Source organism: Cellvibrio sp. GW822-FHT04B05 (assembly GCF_058800985.1).
Map to the genome: position 1 here is coordinate 121,040 of NZ_JBXAMU010000007.1, position 16,609 is coordinate 137,648.

A 16,609-nucleotide genomic window follows, 5' to 3' on the forward strand; every position below is an offset into this window, starting at 1 on the left:
ATGCAAATAGCGTGATCATTGGCGATCAAGGCTATGTAAGAAATGACGCGCTAAGGGCCGTTCGATAAAACGGTAGGTGTTTTGTTCGAGAACGGCAGAAAAATTGGCTTTGGCGGCAGAGGTTTTGCCGGAGCGATAATCGCGGTAGCCGGAATAAAAAAAGTATTCGGTGCGTTCGCAGCGATTTTTGGCGGCCTGCCCAAGTTGTGTGCGTGATATCTTGTCAGTCCAGTAGGCATAGACTGCTGCTTCCCACTTGCTGTTAAAGACTAATTTTTTTTGTGGCGTCAATTTGGAAAAATCTATATCAGCCTGCTGGCTAATAATATCGGCCTTGATCAGGTCATAGACGCTGATATTTTTTTGCGCTTGCAAATATTCAGTAAAACTCAAGGCCGCTTTCATCCAATCACCCGAGTTCATATAAATTTCATGGTAAGCAGAATCGCCATTGTTGAGGCCTTTTTCTTTTGCCTGCGCCAATAGTTGGTGGGCTTTTTGTTCGTCACCCAGCACCGAATAATTTTGCGCATTAAAGGCGATATTTTCCGCTGAAGGCTCAAGTTCCATCAGGATACTGGATTCATGCAGTGCTAATTGATACAGGTTTTGATCCAGATACAAACGCGAAAGTGCAAAGTGAATACTGGCGTCCTTGGGGGCGAGTGGTACGGCTTGCTGGTAGTAGCGGATCGCATCTTTTAAGTAAGACGATTTTTCATAACTGCAACCGCTGGCTTCCGCTCTCGCTTCATAAGTATTGGCGATAGCTTCGTACAGACCTTTTGAGGTAGTGATTTGCTCTTCGCCGAGTTTCAATGTCGCCAATGCAAGCGGATAATAACTTTCTTCGCGATACATTTTGGCGAGTTGGATATAAGCTTTATCGCTTTCAGGTTGCTCATTAATGGCATCAAGCAAAGGTCGATAGAGTTCGGGAAGATTTTTGTTGCCCGATTTTTGCTGCGCGAGATAACGATGTAAAAATATCCCCAGCGAGGGAGCATTGACATCGCGTCGGGTAGCTGCCGGTAATTGATTAAAAATATCAATCGCTTTGGTAAAAGCTTTGTCTTTGCCTGCAACAATATCTTCGTAATACAGGTTGTAAAGCAGCTTTAATGTAGCGTTATTGCCGGGCACCAACTTTAATACTTTGCGTAAGTTTTTAATCCCCGCTTCGCGGCTGGTGGCCGATTTGGTTTTTTCCGCGTCGACAATATAAGCGAGGCTCAATTTATATAATAGCTCGGCATTGTTAGGATCTTGCTGGCTTTGCGCTTCCAGTTCGGCAATTTCTGTTGCAGCAACTGAATTGGATTTATTAACTGCTGATGATTGAGTGCCCTGAGTGTTAGTGCGCGGCTGTTGGCTACAGCCTGCGGTTGCCACTAGCAATAGTGATAGCACCGCCGTCAATATCAAACGCGGGGTACATTTTGAAAAACTCTGTAGTAAAGTGTGATGCAAATGCATAGCGACCTCAGAGTTTGTAGCCTAAGGCTTCAGCTTTTTTAAAGGATGCATCGGATTCATTCAGCAACTGGTTATAGCCTTGTGCCAGGCCTAATGCGTAATGAGCCTCTGCATTTTTAGGTGCAGCTTTTACGGCTTGTTGTGCTGTTTGCAATGATTTTTCGTAAGCGCCATTTTTGATATGCAGCAACGTCAATGTAATTAAACTGGCCGCGTCGGATTTGCCATTTTTTTCCAGCGCCATTAATTCCGCTGCTGTTTTGTTGTATTCGTAACTCAGCGTCCAATCATTGGATTCGATTAGCTCATTCGTTTTCTGATAAAAATCGGCATAGTCTTTGGTGGGAACTTTGGCTGTTTTTACCGTGAGCGACTGGGTAACAACATAGCGATTCTTTTCCTGCTTACCGGCTTGGATAAGGGAGTAGTAAGCGTTATCGATTTTTTCGCCCTGAGTCTTCAAATGCAATTGGTGATTATCATCGGGGCTGGTAAAAACAATACGCGAGCGCAAGGTGTAACCCGGATCATTCACATAAGTTTGTTTGCGATCTTGCGGTTTATGCAGGTTGCGTAAATCGGCAAACAAATTAGTTAACTGCGTGATGCTGAATGCATAATTGATTGGCTCTTTACCGCCGCCCCACACATTGGTAAACGCAAACCGCCCGCTAATGGTAAAAGGCTGCCACATATTATCGGCATTGCTGGCGGTTAATTCGATAACATCGGCTGAGTTGTAAATTTGACCGATCAGTTCGCGAAAATATTTGTCGCGCTCGTGGGAGTATTGCCACATACTGCGCAGGCGTTGTTCGTAGAGCCCGCCAAAATGAAGTTTGAAACTCGCTTGTGCATTACGGCCTTCGAATTTATCAAACACTAATTCCAGATCAGCAAAATGCTCGCTTGCTGCGAGCTTGGGCAGCATGCTGATATTTTTAGTACTGGCATTCACCACCAGTGCCGGTTGTCCTTCGATGCCTACCGAAAAACCGGGATACAAACTGGTTTCGCCGGTGGTATCCATCCATATTTCCGGCACACCATTTTGCGCGGGTATGTGCACAATCATGTGATCAAAACTGATGCCCGGCACGGTCATATCCGGAATGCCGCGACCGCGCGTCACGATCAATGCCGGATCAGCGGCGATACCCAGTTCGCGCAAAATCATCACTGCTAACACTGTTTGATCTTTGCAATCGCCGTAACCATTTTTTAGCACTTCGGCTGCATCGTGCGGTTCATATCCACCGCGTCCCACATGGGCAAATACATAACGAACCCGATCCTGAATCGCGCGGTATACCGCTTTTACTTTTGCATCAGGTGTGAGTGCAGTTTTTTTAATCTCCGCAATTAATTGGTTGAGTTTGGCATCTGTCACCAGATGCGGGGTAATGAGTTCGTTGGCCCAAAGTGCAACGTCATTCCACTGCGCGGTAGTGGCTACACGTAAATAAGGTGCGTAGTCGTGTTCGCGCTGCATGGCATTTTGCAATTCAATTTTGGGTAAATTTTGTCCCACCCAGGTGATTTGTTGTTGATCGCCTTTTTGATTGCGCTTTTCGCTGATCTGGAATTTGGTAGTATCACTGCTTACCAGCGTGATGCGTTTAGGCGCAGTGATATGCAATTCACTGGTAATAATGCTATCGGCACGGGTGCCCTGACCGGCGGCACGGTTTTCCCACCAGTGAAAACTAAAACTATCGAACCATTGGTTGGGTACCATTTTTTTGGTATCGGTGTAGCGATATTGGAATTCGATAATCGAACCTTTGCGCACATTAGGCAGCGAAAATAATAATTCCTTGCGATCGTGATAAAAATTTTCGTCGGTCGGGCTTTGGATTTGGGTGGCATCGGCTTTGATGCTATCCATCTTGCCATCGGGGGTACGCACATTGGCAAACTCGAGCGCGATATCTTCATAAAAACTATTGAAGGTCACGCTGATCTGGCTGTAGTCGCGCACTGCTTCATCACTATTAATGTAAACCGCTACATAAGATGTAGCGTGACTCATCAATTGCTCATCTATATGCACCTGGGTTTTGCGCAACAAAACTTGCGCTTCACTGGTGCTTTCGCTGTCGATACTGCGCGCCAGGATTTTTAACGCAGGGGCGATGCGCTCGGCTTTTTTTGTATCTGCCGCCCATACTTGCCCGCCACTGGCAATAAGGCTCATTGCCAGCAACACACGCAGGCAAAACATCTTCGTTAAAAAATCTGACACGCACTCTCTCCAAAAAAATAAATAGCAGTTCTTTTATTACTAATGATTTTTCTTATTGCTATTGAGCTGTAGTTTTATTTATTTCTATTTAATGCAATTTCTGATTGGGCACTCAAGCGAAACGCTTAAAGTTCAATCCATTGGCCTTCGGCAGCACTTTCAAAAATTGCATCGATCACACGCATATTGGCGATGGCATCTGCCAAGGGTGTTGGCACCGGCTGGTCATTAAAAATACTCAGCGCAAACGCATCACCCATTTCGCTGTAATGGTTTTTCGCAGGAACTTCAATTTCTTCCGGTATACGGTTGCGGGTTAAGCGAAGGCGCTGTACCGCATCACCACTATCGTCGTAGAAGGGGCGGTCAATATAAAGAGTGCCTTCGTCACCGATAGCCTCGACATACTGGCGCGGTTCAATTTTGGTGGCGGCGGTGAAACTGGCCGTGCCCTCGGTAAACTCCAGCAGGCCAGAAGTCAGGCAATCCACTTCTTCATCAGGCATCGGAGTGATATGACCGAGCACTTGCAGAGGTTCTTCATTAAATAGCCAGCGCGAAAGGGATACGGAGTAACAACCGATATCCAGCAGCGCACCGCCGCCCATGTCGATTTTGTTGCGAATATTGCCGGGCTCGCGATTGTTGTAGGAAAAGTGCGAGTGGAGTGTGTGTAATTTACCTATACGTCCTTCATCTATTAATTTTTTTGCCAATTGCCATTGCGGATGAAAGCGATACATAAATGCTTCCATCACTTTCAGTTGCGGATGAGCGTGACTCGCATCGACCAGGCGTTGTGCATCTTCAGTTGTTAATCCCAACGGCTTTTCACACAGTACATGCTTGCCTGCTTCAAGGGCTTTGATCGACCACTCCACATGCAAATGGTTGGGCAGCGGGTTATAGATTGCATCGATTTCCGGATCGGCAAGCAGTTCGTTGTAACTGCCGTAGGCGCGCTCGATACCCAACTCATCGGCCACTGTGCGTGCGCTTTGTACGTCCCTTGAACAGATGGCGACTACTTCATTATGTGCAGAGGTTTGCAAGGCGGGGATAACTTTGGTACGACCGATCTTGGCAGTGCTGAGCACGCCCCAACGAATTTTTCTCATAGGATGTCCCGAACTAGAGCTGATTATAGTGGCAGCCAGTGTAGCTCAAGCGCGGCTCTTGGAGTGAGCCGCGCGGGATCTTTATTGCGCAAAAGTTGTGCAAAAAACGCGGGATTAACACAGGGTTGATCGGGATTTTTACCAGGGCAGGTTATCGCCATTGGAATGCCAGAAGCTGCCACTGTTTTCCAAAGTTAATCCGGCGATGCGCTGGCTCAGGCGCTGGGCGGATTCATCGGCGGAAATATCGCCACCAAAATTGACCATCGCCGTTTGTACATAACCGGGATGCAGGATCGCCACCGCAATACCGCGCGGTTTCAAATCCCGTGAGAGTGACATAGCGGCAGCATTGAGCGCCGCTTTGGACATGCGGTAACCGTAATAGCTACCGGAGGTATTATCGGCAATAGACCCCATGCGGCTGGTGATAAACGCAATTTTGGCTCCGGCAGCAAGATTGCCGAGCAGCGCTTCGGTCACCCGCAACGGCGCTTCGGCGTTGACCAGGAATTGTTGCTGGATGGAGTGGTAATCAATACTGCCCAAATTTTCGTGCTGAAATATGCCGGCATTATTGATCAATAGATCGATGGATTTACCACCCAGGGTGCTGGCCAAATGGGTTAGCGCATTGGCGTCGGTCACATCGACACCGGCAATTACCCGGGCGCCTGATTCCGTTAATTCGGGCGATGCGGTGCGGCACAGTCCGATCACACTCCAGCCCTGGGCGAGATAGGTTTTCGTCAGGGCCAGGCCAATGCCGCGATTCGCGCCGGTAACAAGTGCAGTTTTCATCTTCATATCTCCTGTTGCACAAAAGGGTAACCGGGCAAGAGAGTAGCCGATATGAGACGCTTTGGGGGTTAATTTTTTACCGTGTATTTTACCAACAGCATCACCAGCGGGCGTACGATCAAAATACAGAAAAATGCAGCCGGCATAGCGATGCAATAAGCGTGTAGCACCTGGTTTAAATAGTGGTCTGTAATGCCGCTATTGGCAGCCACGATGATCAGCGACATTAAAAACGCCATGATCGCCGACATATAAAACGCGAACACAAATGGGGTGTATTTTGCGTGTAGTTTTCTGTTGCTTGTCTGGATGGTCACTTTTTGCATACTCGATATCTCTTTGGTTTGGGCCAATGATCGGGCCGGTAATCCGATCTGATGGGGAGACTCTACGGATCTCTGGAGGGGCACAGTAGATACGCAGGGACATTTGCTGTATTAAGTAAAACTTGGCAATTGATTTTCTTATTCGGAAGTTAAGTCAATGGATACATTGCGTGGTATTGAGAGTTTTGTAAGAGCAGTGGAGGGTGGAAGTATTGCTGCCGCCGCACGTCGTTTGGGTATCAGCGCGGCAGCAACCAGCCAGAATATCGCCCGCCTTGAATCCTATTTGGGCGTGCGCTTGCTCACCCGCACCACTCGCAGCCTGGCGATGACCGATGCCGGCAAAATCTATTACGACAAGGTGGCACTATTGATCCATGAGTTGGAGCTGGCGCGCTCGGCGGTGACTGCTACGCAGGAGGAATTACAGGGGCGATTGTGTATCGCCTCCACGGCCGCGTTCAGTCGTCATGTATTGGCACCGTTGATCCCGGCATTTAACCAGCGTTATCCACGTTTGAATATTGAGCTGACTTCCACTGACCGGCGCGTCGATCACGTGCAGGAATCGGTGGATGTCAGCATCCGTATCAAACAACAATTGGACGAGGGTATGGTTGCGCGTAAAATCGCCACTGTGCCGACAATTTTTTGTGCATCGCCGGATTACCTCGCACGTGCAGGTCGGCCATTGATACCTGCTGATTTACGCGAGCACGATTGCCTGGTATTTCGCCTCGCAGCAGACGGGCGATTCTTGCGTTGGGGCTTTGTCGAAAATGGTTTGCGATTTGATGCGGAAGTGCGCGCAGCAATTGTCAGTGACGATATCGATGTGCTCGCACGCCTCGCCGTTGCGGGTGGTGGTATTACACGCTTGGCTGCATTTGTCGCCAATGATTATTTGCGCCGGGGCGAGTTGAAGGAATTATTTACCTGCGACGAATGCACCGGTTTTAACGCAGAGATTGAACCGCTGGATATTTATGCCTGCGTGCGCGACCGCCATCAATTAACACCGAAAGTGCGCGCACTTATGGATTATTTGGTAGAAGCACTGCCCGCCGAATGGCGAGCAGTGTGATGCTAGCGACGAGCAGTGTCATGATAGTTGAGTGGGAAAATTAATCACGCTTTATGCGCGGCAACAAAACAGTCACTATGCCGAGCAGTGGTAAATACGCACAATAATCAAATACATGTTCGATCGTTGTTGCGTCAGCCAATGCGCCCAAACCAGCTGCTGCTATTCCGCTGATACCAAACATCAAACCAAAAAATACCCCGGAAATCATGCCGATTTTAGTCGGTACCAATTCCTGTGCGAGCACCACAATCGCCGAAAACGCCGATGATAAAACCAAACCGATCACCACTGATAACACCGCTGTCCAAAACAAATTACAGTAAGGGAAAAGCAATGTGAACGGCGTGGCGCCGAGAATGGAAATCCAGATCACCGCTTTGCGGCCAACCTTATCGCCAATCGGGCCGCCGGCAAATGTACCCAGCGCAACCGCCGCTAAAAACAAAAATAACAACAATTGTGCATCGGCAACCGAGGTGGAAAATTTCTCGATCAAATAAAAGGTGTAGTAGTTAGTAAACGCCGCCATGTAAATGTATTTGGAAAATACCAGCAGCGCTAACACCGTTAATGCACCGATTATTTGCGTGCGCGACAAGTGTGCAAAGTGCGCGTGTTTTTTCACACTTTTAATCGATACATGCGTGCGAATTGTCCAGCGCGCTACACTGAATAAAACAGCAAAACCGACAATCGCAAATAGCGTAAACCAACCGATTGCACCTTGCCCTTGCGGAATAATTATCGCCGCTGCCAACAGCGGGCCAAATGCAGAACCGGCGTTGCCGCCAACCTGGAAAAAGGATTGTGCAAAACCAAAGCGTCCACCCGATGCCATACGCGCAACCCGCGATGCTTCCGGGTGGAAAGTCGACGAACCCAAACCAATCATGGCCGAGGCAATCAGTAACCAGGTGAAATCTTTCGCCAGTGCCAGCAGCACCAAACCGGACAAGGTAAACAGCATGCCGGTGGGCAGTAAATAGGGCTTGGGATGTTTGTCGGTATAAAGCCCGATGCCTGGTTGCAGCAGCGACGCAGTCATCTGGAACGCGAGGGTAATCATGCCGATTTGGGTAAAGCTCAGTGCATAATCCGTTTTCAACATCGGGTAAATCGACGGCAAAATCGACTGGATCAAATCGTTGATCAGGTGGACAAAACTGACCGCCCCGATAACCGGCAAAATCGTTTTGGCAGGATCAAAGGTATTGGTGGCAGGCGCAACCGGCGGTATCTCGCCAAGTACCGCACCTGCGGGAGTAAGGGTTTCTATCTGGCTCATAAACGCTACTTTAAAAGGGAATATGCAGCCATCACGCAAGTAATGGCCGGGGCCGTCAGTATAAAATGTCAGAAAAAGCAGAAATGACATAAACTGTCGAATAAGTGACAAATTGACCATGGCTAGTGCCAATTGGCCAGTAATAGCTGATTGATGTTAATGGGAGCCGTGATGAGTATTGCCGAGCAGCGCAGCCCGGAAGAATTGCAATATGTGCCGCGCCCCATAGTCGCTTGGGGCGGGCATTATGCCAATGGCGACGAAATTCCCAGTCACACCCATAGACGCGCGCAATTGCTCTACGCTGTTGAAGGGGTGATGCGGGTAATAACACCCAACAGTGTGTGGACAATCCCGTCGCACCGCGCGCTCTGGGTGCCGCCGAATGTCGAGCATCACTCATTTATGATGAGCGACCTGGAAATGCGCACACTCTACGTCAGCGACGATATCCCGCTCGCGCTGGGCAAAGAGTGTCGCGCGATTTCCGTCTCGGGATTGCTGCGTGAATTGATTTTGGGTCTGCTGCAAGAACCGGCGGAGTATCCGATTCCAGGGCGCGGCGAACATTTAGTCGCGCTGATCCTGACCGAGATTGATCGCGCGGCAACACAATCGGTAGAAATTCCCTGGCCACACGATCGACGCTTACAAACCGTTTGCCAATTTGTGATGAACTCACCCGGCGTCAGTCACACGATTGATGATCTCGCTGCTATGGCCGGCGCAAGCGCGCGCACGCTTATCCGTTTATTCCCCAAAGAAACCGGTTTGAAATATCACCAATGGGTGCAACAAGTCCAACTCGCCGAAGCGCTCTGCCGTCTTGGTCGCGGTGAAAATATCGCCCGTATTTCCAACTTCCTCGGCTACTCCAGCCCCAGTGCATTTTCCGCGATGTTCAAGCGCAATTTTGGCGTTACACCGAATCAATATTTTCAAAATAAAAACGATAGCTGAAGTGAATGAACAAAGATCAACAAGGTTTGTTGATCTTACTTGGAAGGGCACCGGTCCATTTTTTGAAGGCGCGGCGCAGATTGGCGGCATCGTAAAAGTGAAGTTTCTGTGCAACTTGCTCGTTAGTCCAACCTTCCTGACTCAACCAATAAATCGCTAGATCCTTGCGCACTAAATCGTATTGCTCTTGAAAGTGGCTATGATGTTTTTTCAGTTTGCGTTTAAAGCTGGCACTGCTCATCCCGAAATCGGTAGCAGTTTGTTCCAGGTTGGGGTTGCAATGAATATTGTTGTGCAGATAGGTATAGGTTTCTGCTAAAAATCCCTGCCGGAATGGCAGCTGCGCTAATTGTTGCTCGGCCATTCGCTGGGCAATCACCCGCGCACTGGGTGAAGTATTTCGCCACGGACGATGCAGATATTCGCGTGCAATCGCCATTGCATTTGCCGGTGCATTAAAATGTACTTCGCCATCGAGATGCACTTCATATTGTTCGGTGTGTGCAGGTTGGGCGCAAGTAAAATAAAATTGCCAGGGTAGCGCTTCACCACCCAGCCAACGCGTGAATGCCCCCATGGCTGTCGCTATCATCTCCAGCAAAAATAATTGTGTTGCTGCGCTTGCCCCTGTCCCTTGCCAATAAATCACCAGCCGTTCCTGCTCATAAATAATGCGTGGGTTAAGCAACGGTATCAGCAGGATTTTATAAGCTGTTAATGAATCCAGTGCATCTTGCAAATTAGCTGCATTCACCAGGGCATTACCTGCGGCAGCATAATTTCCCGGAAATAAACGATGCCCGAGCAAAAAGGCTAATTCATCCGTGTTGTGGTGCTTGCGCGCATTTTCTATTAATTGGAAACATTGTTGTGACGATATAGTTAAATCACCGCTGAGGATATCGGCATAAAAAATTCCTGTTCCGCGCAGCAATTTATGTTCTTCCTGCCCGCGCCCCAACGCCAAATCAATTAATGCCGCCGGCCACTGGTGCGCAGCGATAAAAGGCGTGTCTATTTCGTAATAGGCATCGGGTATATAGTTGTTGAGGGATGATGGCGTATTCATATCAGGCGGCGAGATGGATTGCACAATGGGATTTCGCCTTCGCATGTAATAACGCTTTATTTGCGCGTGTAATCAATGCTTCCGGGGTGTCAATTATCAGATTATCCGAACCCGACAGAGCAACACCGATGCTCACGGTATGGAAAACACTTTCGCCTTGGGTGAAGGTTTTAAATGCAAAATGGTGCACCGCATTGGCAATTTCTTGCGCGAGTGTTTCTGCCATTAATTTTCCGGTTGCGGGCATTACTACGGCAAAGCGGTCACCTGCGTAGTGGCAAAGTAAATCGTTGCGACGGATATTGAGCAGTAACAGTTCACCGAGCGATTGTAATAATCGGTCGCCTTCGTTATTACCGTAGCGGCGATTGATGTGGGAAAAATTATCGATATCAATTAATAGCAACGCCAGTGGTGCCGATTCACGTTGATGTCTGGCTAATTCATGGTGCAGTTGTTTGCGTAAGTAATTTGCACCACTTAAATTGGTGGTGAAATTCAAATCGCGATGTTCGCGGAACAAACGCTCGCGTTTGCGCAATTGCTCGCTGATGATCAATTGCTCCCGGTGCCAATGATAAATCCCGATCGTCAATAACCCCAAACCAATTGGCATAAAACCGGACTCTATCCAGTGATCCCACATTACTGTTTCCGGTAATGCAATAAATTCATCGAGCACATCCTGAAACCCTGCCAGCGCAATACAAGTTAAACCAAGGCTCAGCAATTGCGTTACACGGCCAGAGGGGCGGCTATGCAAAATCAGAAGCAACCAGACTATCGCCAGCATTGTCAATCCGCCTTCACTGAAAACATCCAACCAGTTTATTTCCACCCAAGTCTTTAAATCACCCGCCCCCAGGTTGGCAATCAGGGCGATATTGGTTGCGATTCCCAGCAGGGCGATTTTCCATTTGTGGAGTTTCAACATGTTATTGAGCGCTCAAAAGTAAGTTCGCGCACTGTTAACAGGTTTGTGTGACGTTTTTGTGACTGCAAATTTGATGGTGAAAAATTCTTTGAAGCATTCGTAGGAGGCAAATCAGATCAAGCGAAAATTTTCTATCACTATCTTTATTTTTAAGGTATTAGCGATAAGTGGCTGATTTAGTAAGGAGAGAAAGAAAGAGCATGGGCAAGTTAGTGATGTCTGTGAGTGTTTGGAGTGCTTTCAGAAAATAACAAGAGTCATATCAGCTCAAATTGAGCAAAATTTTTATCGATTTCAGTGGAAATAACCCCTCTTGAGCAGGGCGAAATAATTGCGTCACGGAAATGTCATTTATCCCTATTAGCGTGGCGGCGTCTAAAGCCTTATGGCATTTATCAAACTAACACCGACGCACTTATTATTGGGGACCTGCCGTGAAAAATCCTGCGCGAATTATGTCTGCTCGAAAAAAACATTTTGTAAAAACAACGTTTGCATTGGCGTTCGCCGGTCTGGCGAGCCAGGCATTTGCTGATGGCCAGGTAGAAGGTGTAGTGAGTGCGACAGAGCAGGGCATTGCCTTGCAAGGTGTGAACGTCCGTATTGAAGAATTAAATCGCCTCACTGTAAGCCAGCGCGATGGCCGTTACACTTTCCTGAATGTAAAACCGGGTACTTATACTCTGGTAACCAGTTATATCGGTGCGGACGATGTTCGTCGCTCGATAGTTGTGCAAGATAATAAAACCACCAAATCGAATTTTGAATTGAGTGGTGTATCCGGTGCGGTGGAAAACATTATCATCATCGGCCAAGCGGCCGGAATAAACAAAGCATTGAACAATCAACGCAGTGCCGACAATATTATTACTGCAGTTTCCTCTGATGCAATCGGTCAATTCCCCGATACTAACGTTTCTGAATCGTTGCAGCGTTTGCCGGGGCTTTCAATCGAGCGTGATCAGGGCGAAGGTCGCTACGTGCGCGTGCGCGGTATGGGGCCAGATTTTAACGCCGTTACTATTAATGGTGTCGGTGTTCCGGGACCGGATGCTGATCGTCGTGCTGTTGCGTTAGATGTAATTCCTTCCGATTTATTGGAGGGATTGGTGGTGACCAAAAGTTTGACCCCGGATATGGACGCTAACTCTCTAGGTGGCAGTATTGATGTGCAAAGCCTTTCTGCGTTTGATCGCGATGGTTTATTTTATCAATTAACTGCTGAAGGAAGTTACGACGATAATACTGAAGAAGTCAGTCCTAAAGTCGCGGCGACTGCCAGTAATCAATTCAGCATCGGTGGCAATGAAAACAACTTGGGTGTCGCTTTTGGTATAAGTTCATTCAAGCGCGAATTTGGCTCCGATAATGTTGAAACCGGCGGTGCATGGGATTTTGAAGACGGTGCGCGTTTGGAAGAAATGGAGCAGCGCGATTATCGCATCATCCGGGAACGCTCTGGCTTGACCTTGAACTTTGATTACAGGCCTTCAGACAGTACGGATTTATATTGGCGCAACCTCTACAGCGAATATTCCGATTCAGAAATTCGTTTGGCGAATGTGATTGAATTTGAAGATGCACTGGCGGAGGGTGAAACCGGCACTGCAGAAGTGCAACGCGAATTAAAAGATCGTAAAGAAACGCAGAAAATATTGTCTACTTCATTTGGCGGACAAACCCGTCTGGATAAATGGACTCTGGATTACCGTCTTGCCTATAGCAAATCCAGTGAAGATGAACCGCAAAATGTCGCAGGCGCGATCTTTAAAATCGACGACGATGTCATTGCCGACGAGGTATTTGATATCGCCTACACCGGCACCCAAAAAATAAGTATTACTGCACCCGCTGAATTCTATCAGTCCGCTTCTTATAAATTGGATGAGGTGGAGTTGGGCAGCACCAATACCAAGGATAAAAGCACCGGTGTAAATGTGGACTTCACCCGCGATTTGGAGTTGGGCAGTAACGCAGCACAAATAAAGTTTGGCGTGAAATATGTTGAGCGTACTAAAGATAATAATGTGGATATCTGGCTCAGCGAAGATTTTATCGGCGAAACCTCGCTCACTGCATTTTCTGGTGGCAAGGTGGATTATCACTTCGGTCAATTTGGTTCCACTATCAGTGCCGCCCGTGTTAAAGCTGCGCTTGATGGCATCGAAGTGGATGAAATAGAAAGCAGTATTGGTGATTACGAAGTAACCGAAGATACCAGTGCAGCCTATATTATGGGGCGAGTCGATATCGGTGATTTGCGTCTGTTAACCGGTGTGCGTTATGAAAATACAGATTTCACTGCGCAAGGTTATTCCTATGATTCAGATGCGGATTTACTGAACCAACAATCATTTGAAAATTCCAACGATTATTTTTTACCGGCATTGCATGCACGTTATAGCATCAACGATAAAACCCAGCTGCGTGCCGCTTGGACTAACTCCGTTGTGCGTCCTGGTTTCGCACAGCTATCGCCCGGCCGTTTAATTGAGGAAGACGATGGTGATATTGAAGCCGAGTTTGGCAATCCTGCTTTGAAATCACTGGAATCCAGTAATTTCGATTTGGGTATTGAGCATTATCCCGGCGTAGCGAGTGTCATTTCTGCATTCGCTTTTTATAAATCGATTGATAATTTTGTTTATCAAACCGATTTGGGCGGTACTGAGGGTTACAAAGAGTTTGATAAAGCAGTTACCTATGTGAATGGTAATAGCGCTGATATTTTTGGTATCGAATTGGCAGCCTCGAAACAATTCTCAAGCTTACCCGCACCTTGGGATGGATTATTGATCGGCGGTAACGCTACTTTTGTTGACTCCACTGCCGAGATTGGTGGTTATAGCGACGGCGAATTTATCGCGCGCGATATCACTATGCCGAGCCAATCTGATACCTCGGCAAACTTTATGATCGGTTATGAATCCGACATTATCAGTATGCGTTTATCGGCTAACTACAAATCCAAATACATATTGGAAGTGCTTGACCCGCTTGATGCGGATTACGATGCATATGTCGATGACCAAGTGCAACTGGATTTCTCCTTGCGCTACTACTTGACCAAATCCATCAAGCTGCATTTTGAAGCGCTGAACCTGACCGACGAAGTTTATTACACTTATGTGAAAGATAAAAAATACAATACCCAGTATGAAAGTTATGGCCCTACTTATAAATTGGGTATTACCTTCCTACAATTTTAAGCGTATTGATTTCGGGAAGTTAATTTTAAGCATTAATTAAGCATGCATTTGTAAACTTGTGAAATCACTCCATGGCTGTCAATGCATAGCCATGGAGTTTTTACTCACCAGAGGCTTTATCCATGAATAAAACCAAGATTATTTTTGCCGTGCTCACCACGGTCGTTCTGTCAACATGCGCAGTGCAAGCAGCACAAAATCCTGTTACAACAATGGGTAAAAGTTTTTCCGCAGCGGCGATTGCTCCGCTAAGCGAAGGGGAAACCACCTCCTATCTCACAGTTGATGAATCTGCCGGTGTGCGCTGGCTTGATGCCAACGGCAAAACCCTGGCTTACTTAAATCAACCGGCCGAACTGCTGGATTCCCGTTCCATCGTTATCGTGAATAAAAAAGGTGAGAGTAAATCACTTACTGTGGGTGCAACTGTTTTTCTGCCGGAACAACAACCCGCTTTAGTGGTATTGGATTCGTCAACTAAAAAAGTGCGCGAATTATTACGCTTGCCTATACCGTCCTTTAAAATTGAAAACCTGTGTTTAAGCCGCGATATCGCCAATAATCTTTCTGTGTACTTATTGGATGAGCGCGGCACTGCCGAGCATTGGTTACTGCTGGATGCAAATGGCAATCAGCGTATCCGCCATTTACGCAATTTACCGATTTCACCGAATAGCAAATCCTGCGCGGTGGATGACCAACAAAATCTATTGTTTATCGCCGAAGAATCTATTGGTATATGGGCCTACGGCGCCGATATGGAAACAGCACCAGGTCGCCGTGCCGTCGATATGGCAGCACCTTTCGGAAAATTGATCGGCGGTGCCGAATTAATAGCAACCGTGCCGCAGGGATTATTAGCTGTCGAACCGGAACAAAAAAGCTTAATGGTCTACAGCACAACTAATAACCAATTTGTGTTGCAACAAACAATTCCTTTGGTTGGGTTAGGTGAGCCTGAAGCTTTGAGTGCGCACTACAATGCGACTACTAAAAAAGTAGAAGTCTTTATTTATGATGAAGAAAAGCGTCTGCAACAGCATGTGCAATTCGACTGGAACTATTCTGCGCCCGCTATAAAAACAGCATTTCCTATAGTACCGGTAACTGCATCGGTACAGACACAAGTGATGGCGCGTTTTGGCGATGCTGCTGATGATCCGGCTATTTGGGTCAATAAAAAGGACTCAGCCAAGAGCCGCGTGATAGGTACGAATAAGCAACAAGGCTTATTTGTCTACGATATGCAAGGCCGTGAAGTTCAACACTTTAATACAGGCAAGCTTAATAACGTGGATGTTCGCTACGCAGTTCCCTTCGGTAAAAAACTGGTTGATGTCGCTGTAGCAACCAATCGCGATGATAACAGCCTTGCGATCTACACAATCGACCCTGCCACGGGAGAGCTTGCCTTCTCTGGTAGGGTAGCCACCAATCTCGAAGAAATTTATGGCTTCTGCCTGTATCAATCGCCTGCCAATGCAAAAAATCCCAACGGAATTTTGTATGCACTCCCCAATGCAAAAAGCGGTGAATTCCAACAGATCCAGTTAACGGCTACTAATACTTCCGGAAACAAAAACATTAATTGGAAAGGAAAAAAAGTACGCCGCTTTTTTGTGAAAAGCCAACCAGAAGGTTGTGTTGCTGATGATAAAAATCAACGCTTGTTTGTCGGGGAGGAGGATGTAGCGGTATGGACAATTGGTGCCGAGCCAAATGCGGGCACGCAAGTTGAATTAGTCATGCAAGCCGGTGATGTGCTGGTTGCTGATATTGAGGGCATGGGGATTTATCAAGGTAAGACGCGCAATTATCTTGTCGTATCAAGCCAGGGCAACAATACCTACGTTATTCTTGATGCGTTACCGCCTTATAAAACCCGCGGTATTATCCGTGTCGATATGGATGCAGAGTTGGGTATTGATGGTGTTTCTGAAACTGACGGACTCGAAGTTACCCATTTCAATTTAGGTGGCGATTTTACCGAGGGCATGTTGGTGGTGCAGGATGGCCACAAAGTAATGCCTGAAGCACCGCAAAATTTTAAATATGTCAGCTGGGAAAAAATTCGCACTGCGCTGGATTTGGAGTAGTCG

12 protein-coding genes are annotated in these 16,609 nt (G+C 47.3%); 4 read left to right on the forward strand and 8 right to left on the reverse strand.

Going from position 1 to position 16,609, the window contains the following annotated elements; translation table 11 throughout:
• Positions 1-15: 15 nt before the first annotated feature.
• The 5 genes from AC1RJL_RS19465 to AC1RJL_RS19485 form a co-directional block, all read right to left on the reverse strand.
• Positions 16-1,476, reverse strand: a complete 1,461-nt coding sequence (locus tag AC1RJL_RS19465) for a tetratricopeptide repeat protein (protein WP_492917138.1) — start codon at positions 1,474-1,476, stop codon at positions 16-18.
• A 7-nt stretch (positions 1,477-1,483) separates the two neighbouring features.
• Positions 1,484-3,721, reverse strand: coding sequence for a DUF3857 domain-containing protein (locus tag AC1RJL_RS19470; protein ID WP_492917140.1), 2,238 nt, complete (start codon positions 3,719-3,721; stop codon positions 1,484-1,486).
• 125 nt (positions 3,722-3,846) lie between these two features.
• Positions 3,847-4,839 (reverse strand): Gfo/Idh/MocA family protein, encoded by a 993-nt coding sequence (locus AC1RJL_RS19475; RefSeq protein WP_492917142.1) that lies wholly within the window; start codon positions 4,837-4,839, stop codon positions 3,847-3,849.
• Between the two features lie 138 nt (positions 4,840-4,977).
• Positions 4,978-5,640 carry an SDR family oxidoreductase gene (locus AC1RJL_RS19480; RefSeq protein WP_492917144.1) on the reverse strand — a complete coding sequence of 221 codons (663 nt, stop codon included), beginning with the start codon at positions 5,638-5,640 and terminating at the stop codon, positions 4,978-4,980.
• 68 nt (positions 5,641-5,708) lie between these two features.
• A complete protein-coding gene (locus AC1RJL_RS19485) occupies positions 5,709-5,966 on the reverse strand; it encodes a DUF2798 domain-containing protein (RefSeq protein ID WP_492917146.1) in 258 nt (85 codons plus the stop codon).
• A gap of 157 nt (positions 5,967-6,123) precedes the next feature.
• Here AC1RJL_RS19485 and AC1RJL_RS19490 point away from each other — a divergent pair, with 157 nt between their 5' ends.
• The gene (locus tag AC1RJL_RS19490) at positions 6,124-7,050 is read left to right on the forward strand and encodes a LysR family transcriptional regulator (protein ID WP_492917148.1); all 927 of its coding nucleotides are present in this window, start codon (positions 6,124-6,126) and stop codon (positions 7,048-7,050) included.
• Positions 7,051-7,090: 40 nt separating this feature from the next.
• Here the strand turns inward: AC1RJL_RS19490 and AC1RJL_RS19495 are convergent, their stop codons facing one another.
• Positions 7,091-8,338, reverse strand: coding sequence for an MFS transporter (locus AC1RJL_RS19495; protein WP_492917150.1), 1,248 nt, complete (start codon positions 8,336-8,338; stop codon positions 7,091-7,093).
• A 171-nt stretch (positions 8,339-8,509) separates the two neighbouring features.
• Between AC1RJL_RS19495 and AC1RJL_RS19500 the strand changes: the two genes are divergently transcribed.
• Positions 8,510-9,298 (forward strand): AraC family transcriptional regulator, encoded by a 789-nt coding sequence (locus AC1RJL_RS19500; RefSeq protein WP_492917152.1) that lies wholly within the window; start codon positions 8,510-8,512, stop codon positions 9,296-9,298.
• Between the two features lie 16 nt (positions 9,299-9,314).
• Here AC1RJL_RS19500 and AC1RJL_RS19505 read toward each other — a convergent pair whose 3' ends face one another.
• Positions 9,315-10,391: an AraC family transcriptional regulator gene (locus AC1RJL_RS19505; RefSeq protein ID WP_492917154.1), complete on the reverse strand. Its 1,077-nt coding sequence runs from the start codon at positions 10,389-10,391 to the stop codon at positions 9,315-9,317.
• Positions 10,369-11,301: a GGDEF domain-containing protein gene (locus tag AC1RJL_RS19510; RefSeq protein WP_492917156.1), complete on the reverse strand. Its 933-nt coding sequence runs from the start codon at positions 11,299-11,301 to the stop codon at positions 10,369-10,371. Before AC1RJL_RS19510 ends, AC1RJL_RS19505 begins: the two co-directional genes overlap by 23 nt.
• A 455-nt stretch (positions 11,302-11,756) precedes the next feature.
• Between AC1RJL_RS19510 and AC1RJL_RS19515 the strand changes: the two genes are divergently transcribed.
• Both AC1RJL_RS19515 and AC1RJL_RS19520 read left to right on the forward strand, forming a co-directional pair.
• Positions 11,757-14,510 (forward strand): TonB-dependent receptor, encoded by a 2,754-nt coding sequence (locus AC1RJL_RS19515; protein WP_492917158.1) that lies wholly within the window; start codon positions 11,757-11,759, stop codon positions 14,508-14,510.
• Positions 14,511-14,632: 122 nt separating this feature from the next.
• Positions 14,633-16,606, forward strand: coding sequence for a phytase (locus AC1RJL_RS19520; RefSeq protein ID WP_492917160.1), 1,974 nt, complete (start codon positions 14,633-14,635; stop codon positions 16,604-16,606).
• Positions 16,607-16,609: the final 3 nt, after the last annotated feature.

Excerpts from the sequence above, each read along its gene's own strand:
- AC1RJL_RS19510 (WP_492917156.1), bottom strand. The coding sequence starts at position 11,301 with ATGTTGAAACTCCACAAATGGAAAATCGCCCTGCTGGGAATCGCAACC.
- AC1RJL_RS19480 (WP_492917144.1), bottom strand. The coding sequence starts at position 5,640 with ATGAAAACTGCACTTGTTACCGGCGCGAATCGCGGCATTGGCCTGGCC.
- AC1RJL_RS19490 (WP_492917148.1), top strand. The coding sequence starts at position 6,124 with ATGGATACATTGCGTGGTATTGAGAGTTTTGTAAGAGCAGTGGAGGGT.
- AC1RJL_RS19515 (WP_492917158.1), top strand. The coding sequence starts at position 11,757 with ATGTCTGCTCGAAAAAAACATTTTGTAAAAACAACGTTTGCATTGGCG.
- AC1RJL_RS19465 (WP_492917138.1), bottom strand. The coding sequence starts at position 1,476 with ATGCATTTGCATCACACTTTACTACAGAGTTTTTCAAAATGTACCCCG.
- AC1RJL_RS19475 (WP_492917142.1), bottom strand. The coding sequence starts at position 4,839 with ATGAGAAAAATTCGTTGGGGCGTGCTCAGCACTGCCAAGATCGGTCGT.
- AC1RJL_RS19485 (WP_492917146.1), bottom strand. The coding sequence starts at position 5,966 with ATGCAAAAAGTGACCATCCAGACAAGCAACAGAAAACTACACGCAAAA.
- AC1RJL_RS19520 (WP_492917160.1), top strand. The coding sequence starts at position 14,633 with ATGAATAAAACCAAGATTATTTTTGCCGTGCTCACCACGGTCGTTCTG.
- AC1RJL_RS19500 (WP_492917152.1), top strand. The coding sequence starts at position 8,510 with ATGAGTATTGCCGAGCAGCGCAGCCCGGAAGAATTGCAATATGTGCCG.
- AC1RJL_RS19495 (WP_492917150.1), bottom strand. The coding sequence starts at position 8,338 with ATGAGCCAGATAGAAACCCTTACTCCCGCAGGTGCGGTACTTGGCGAG.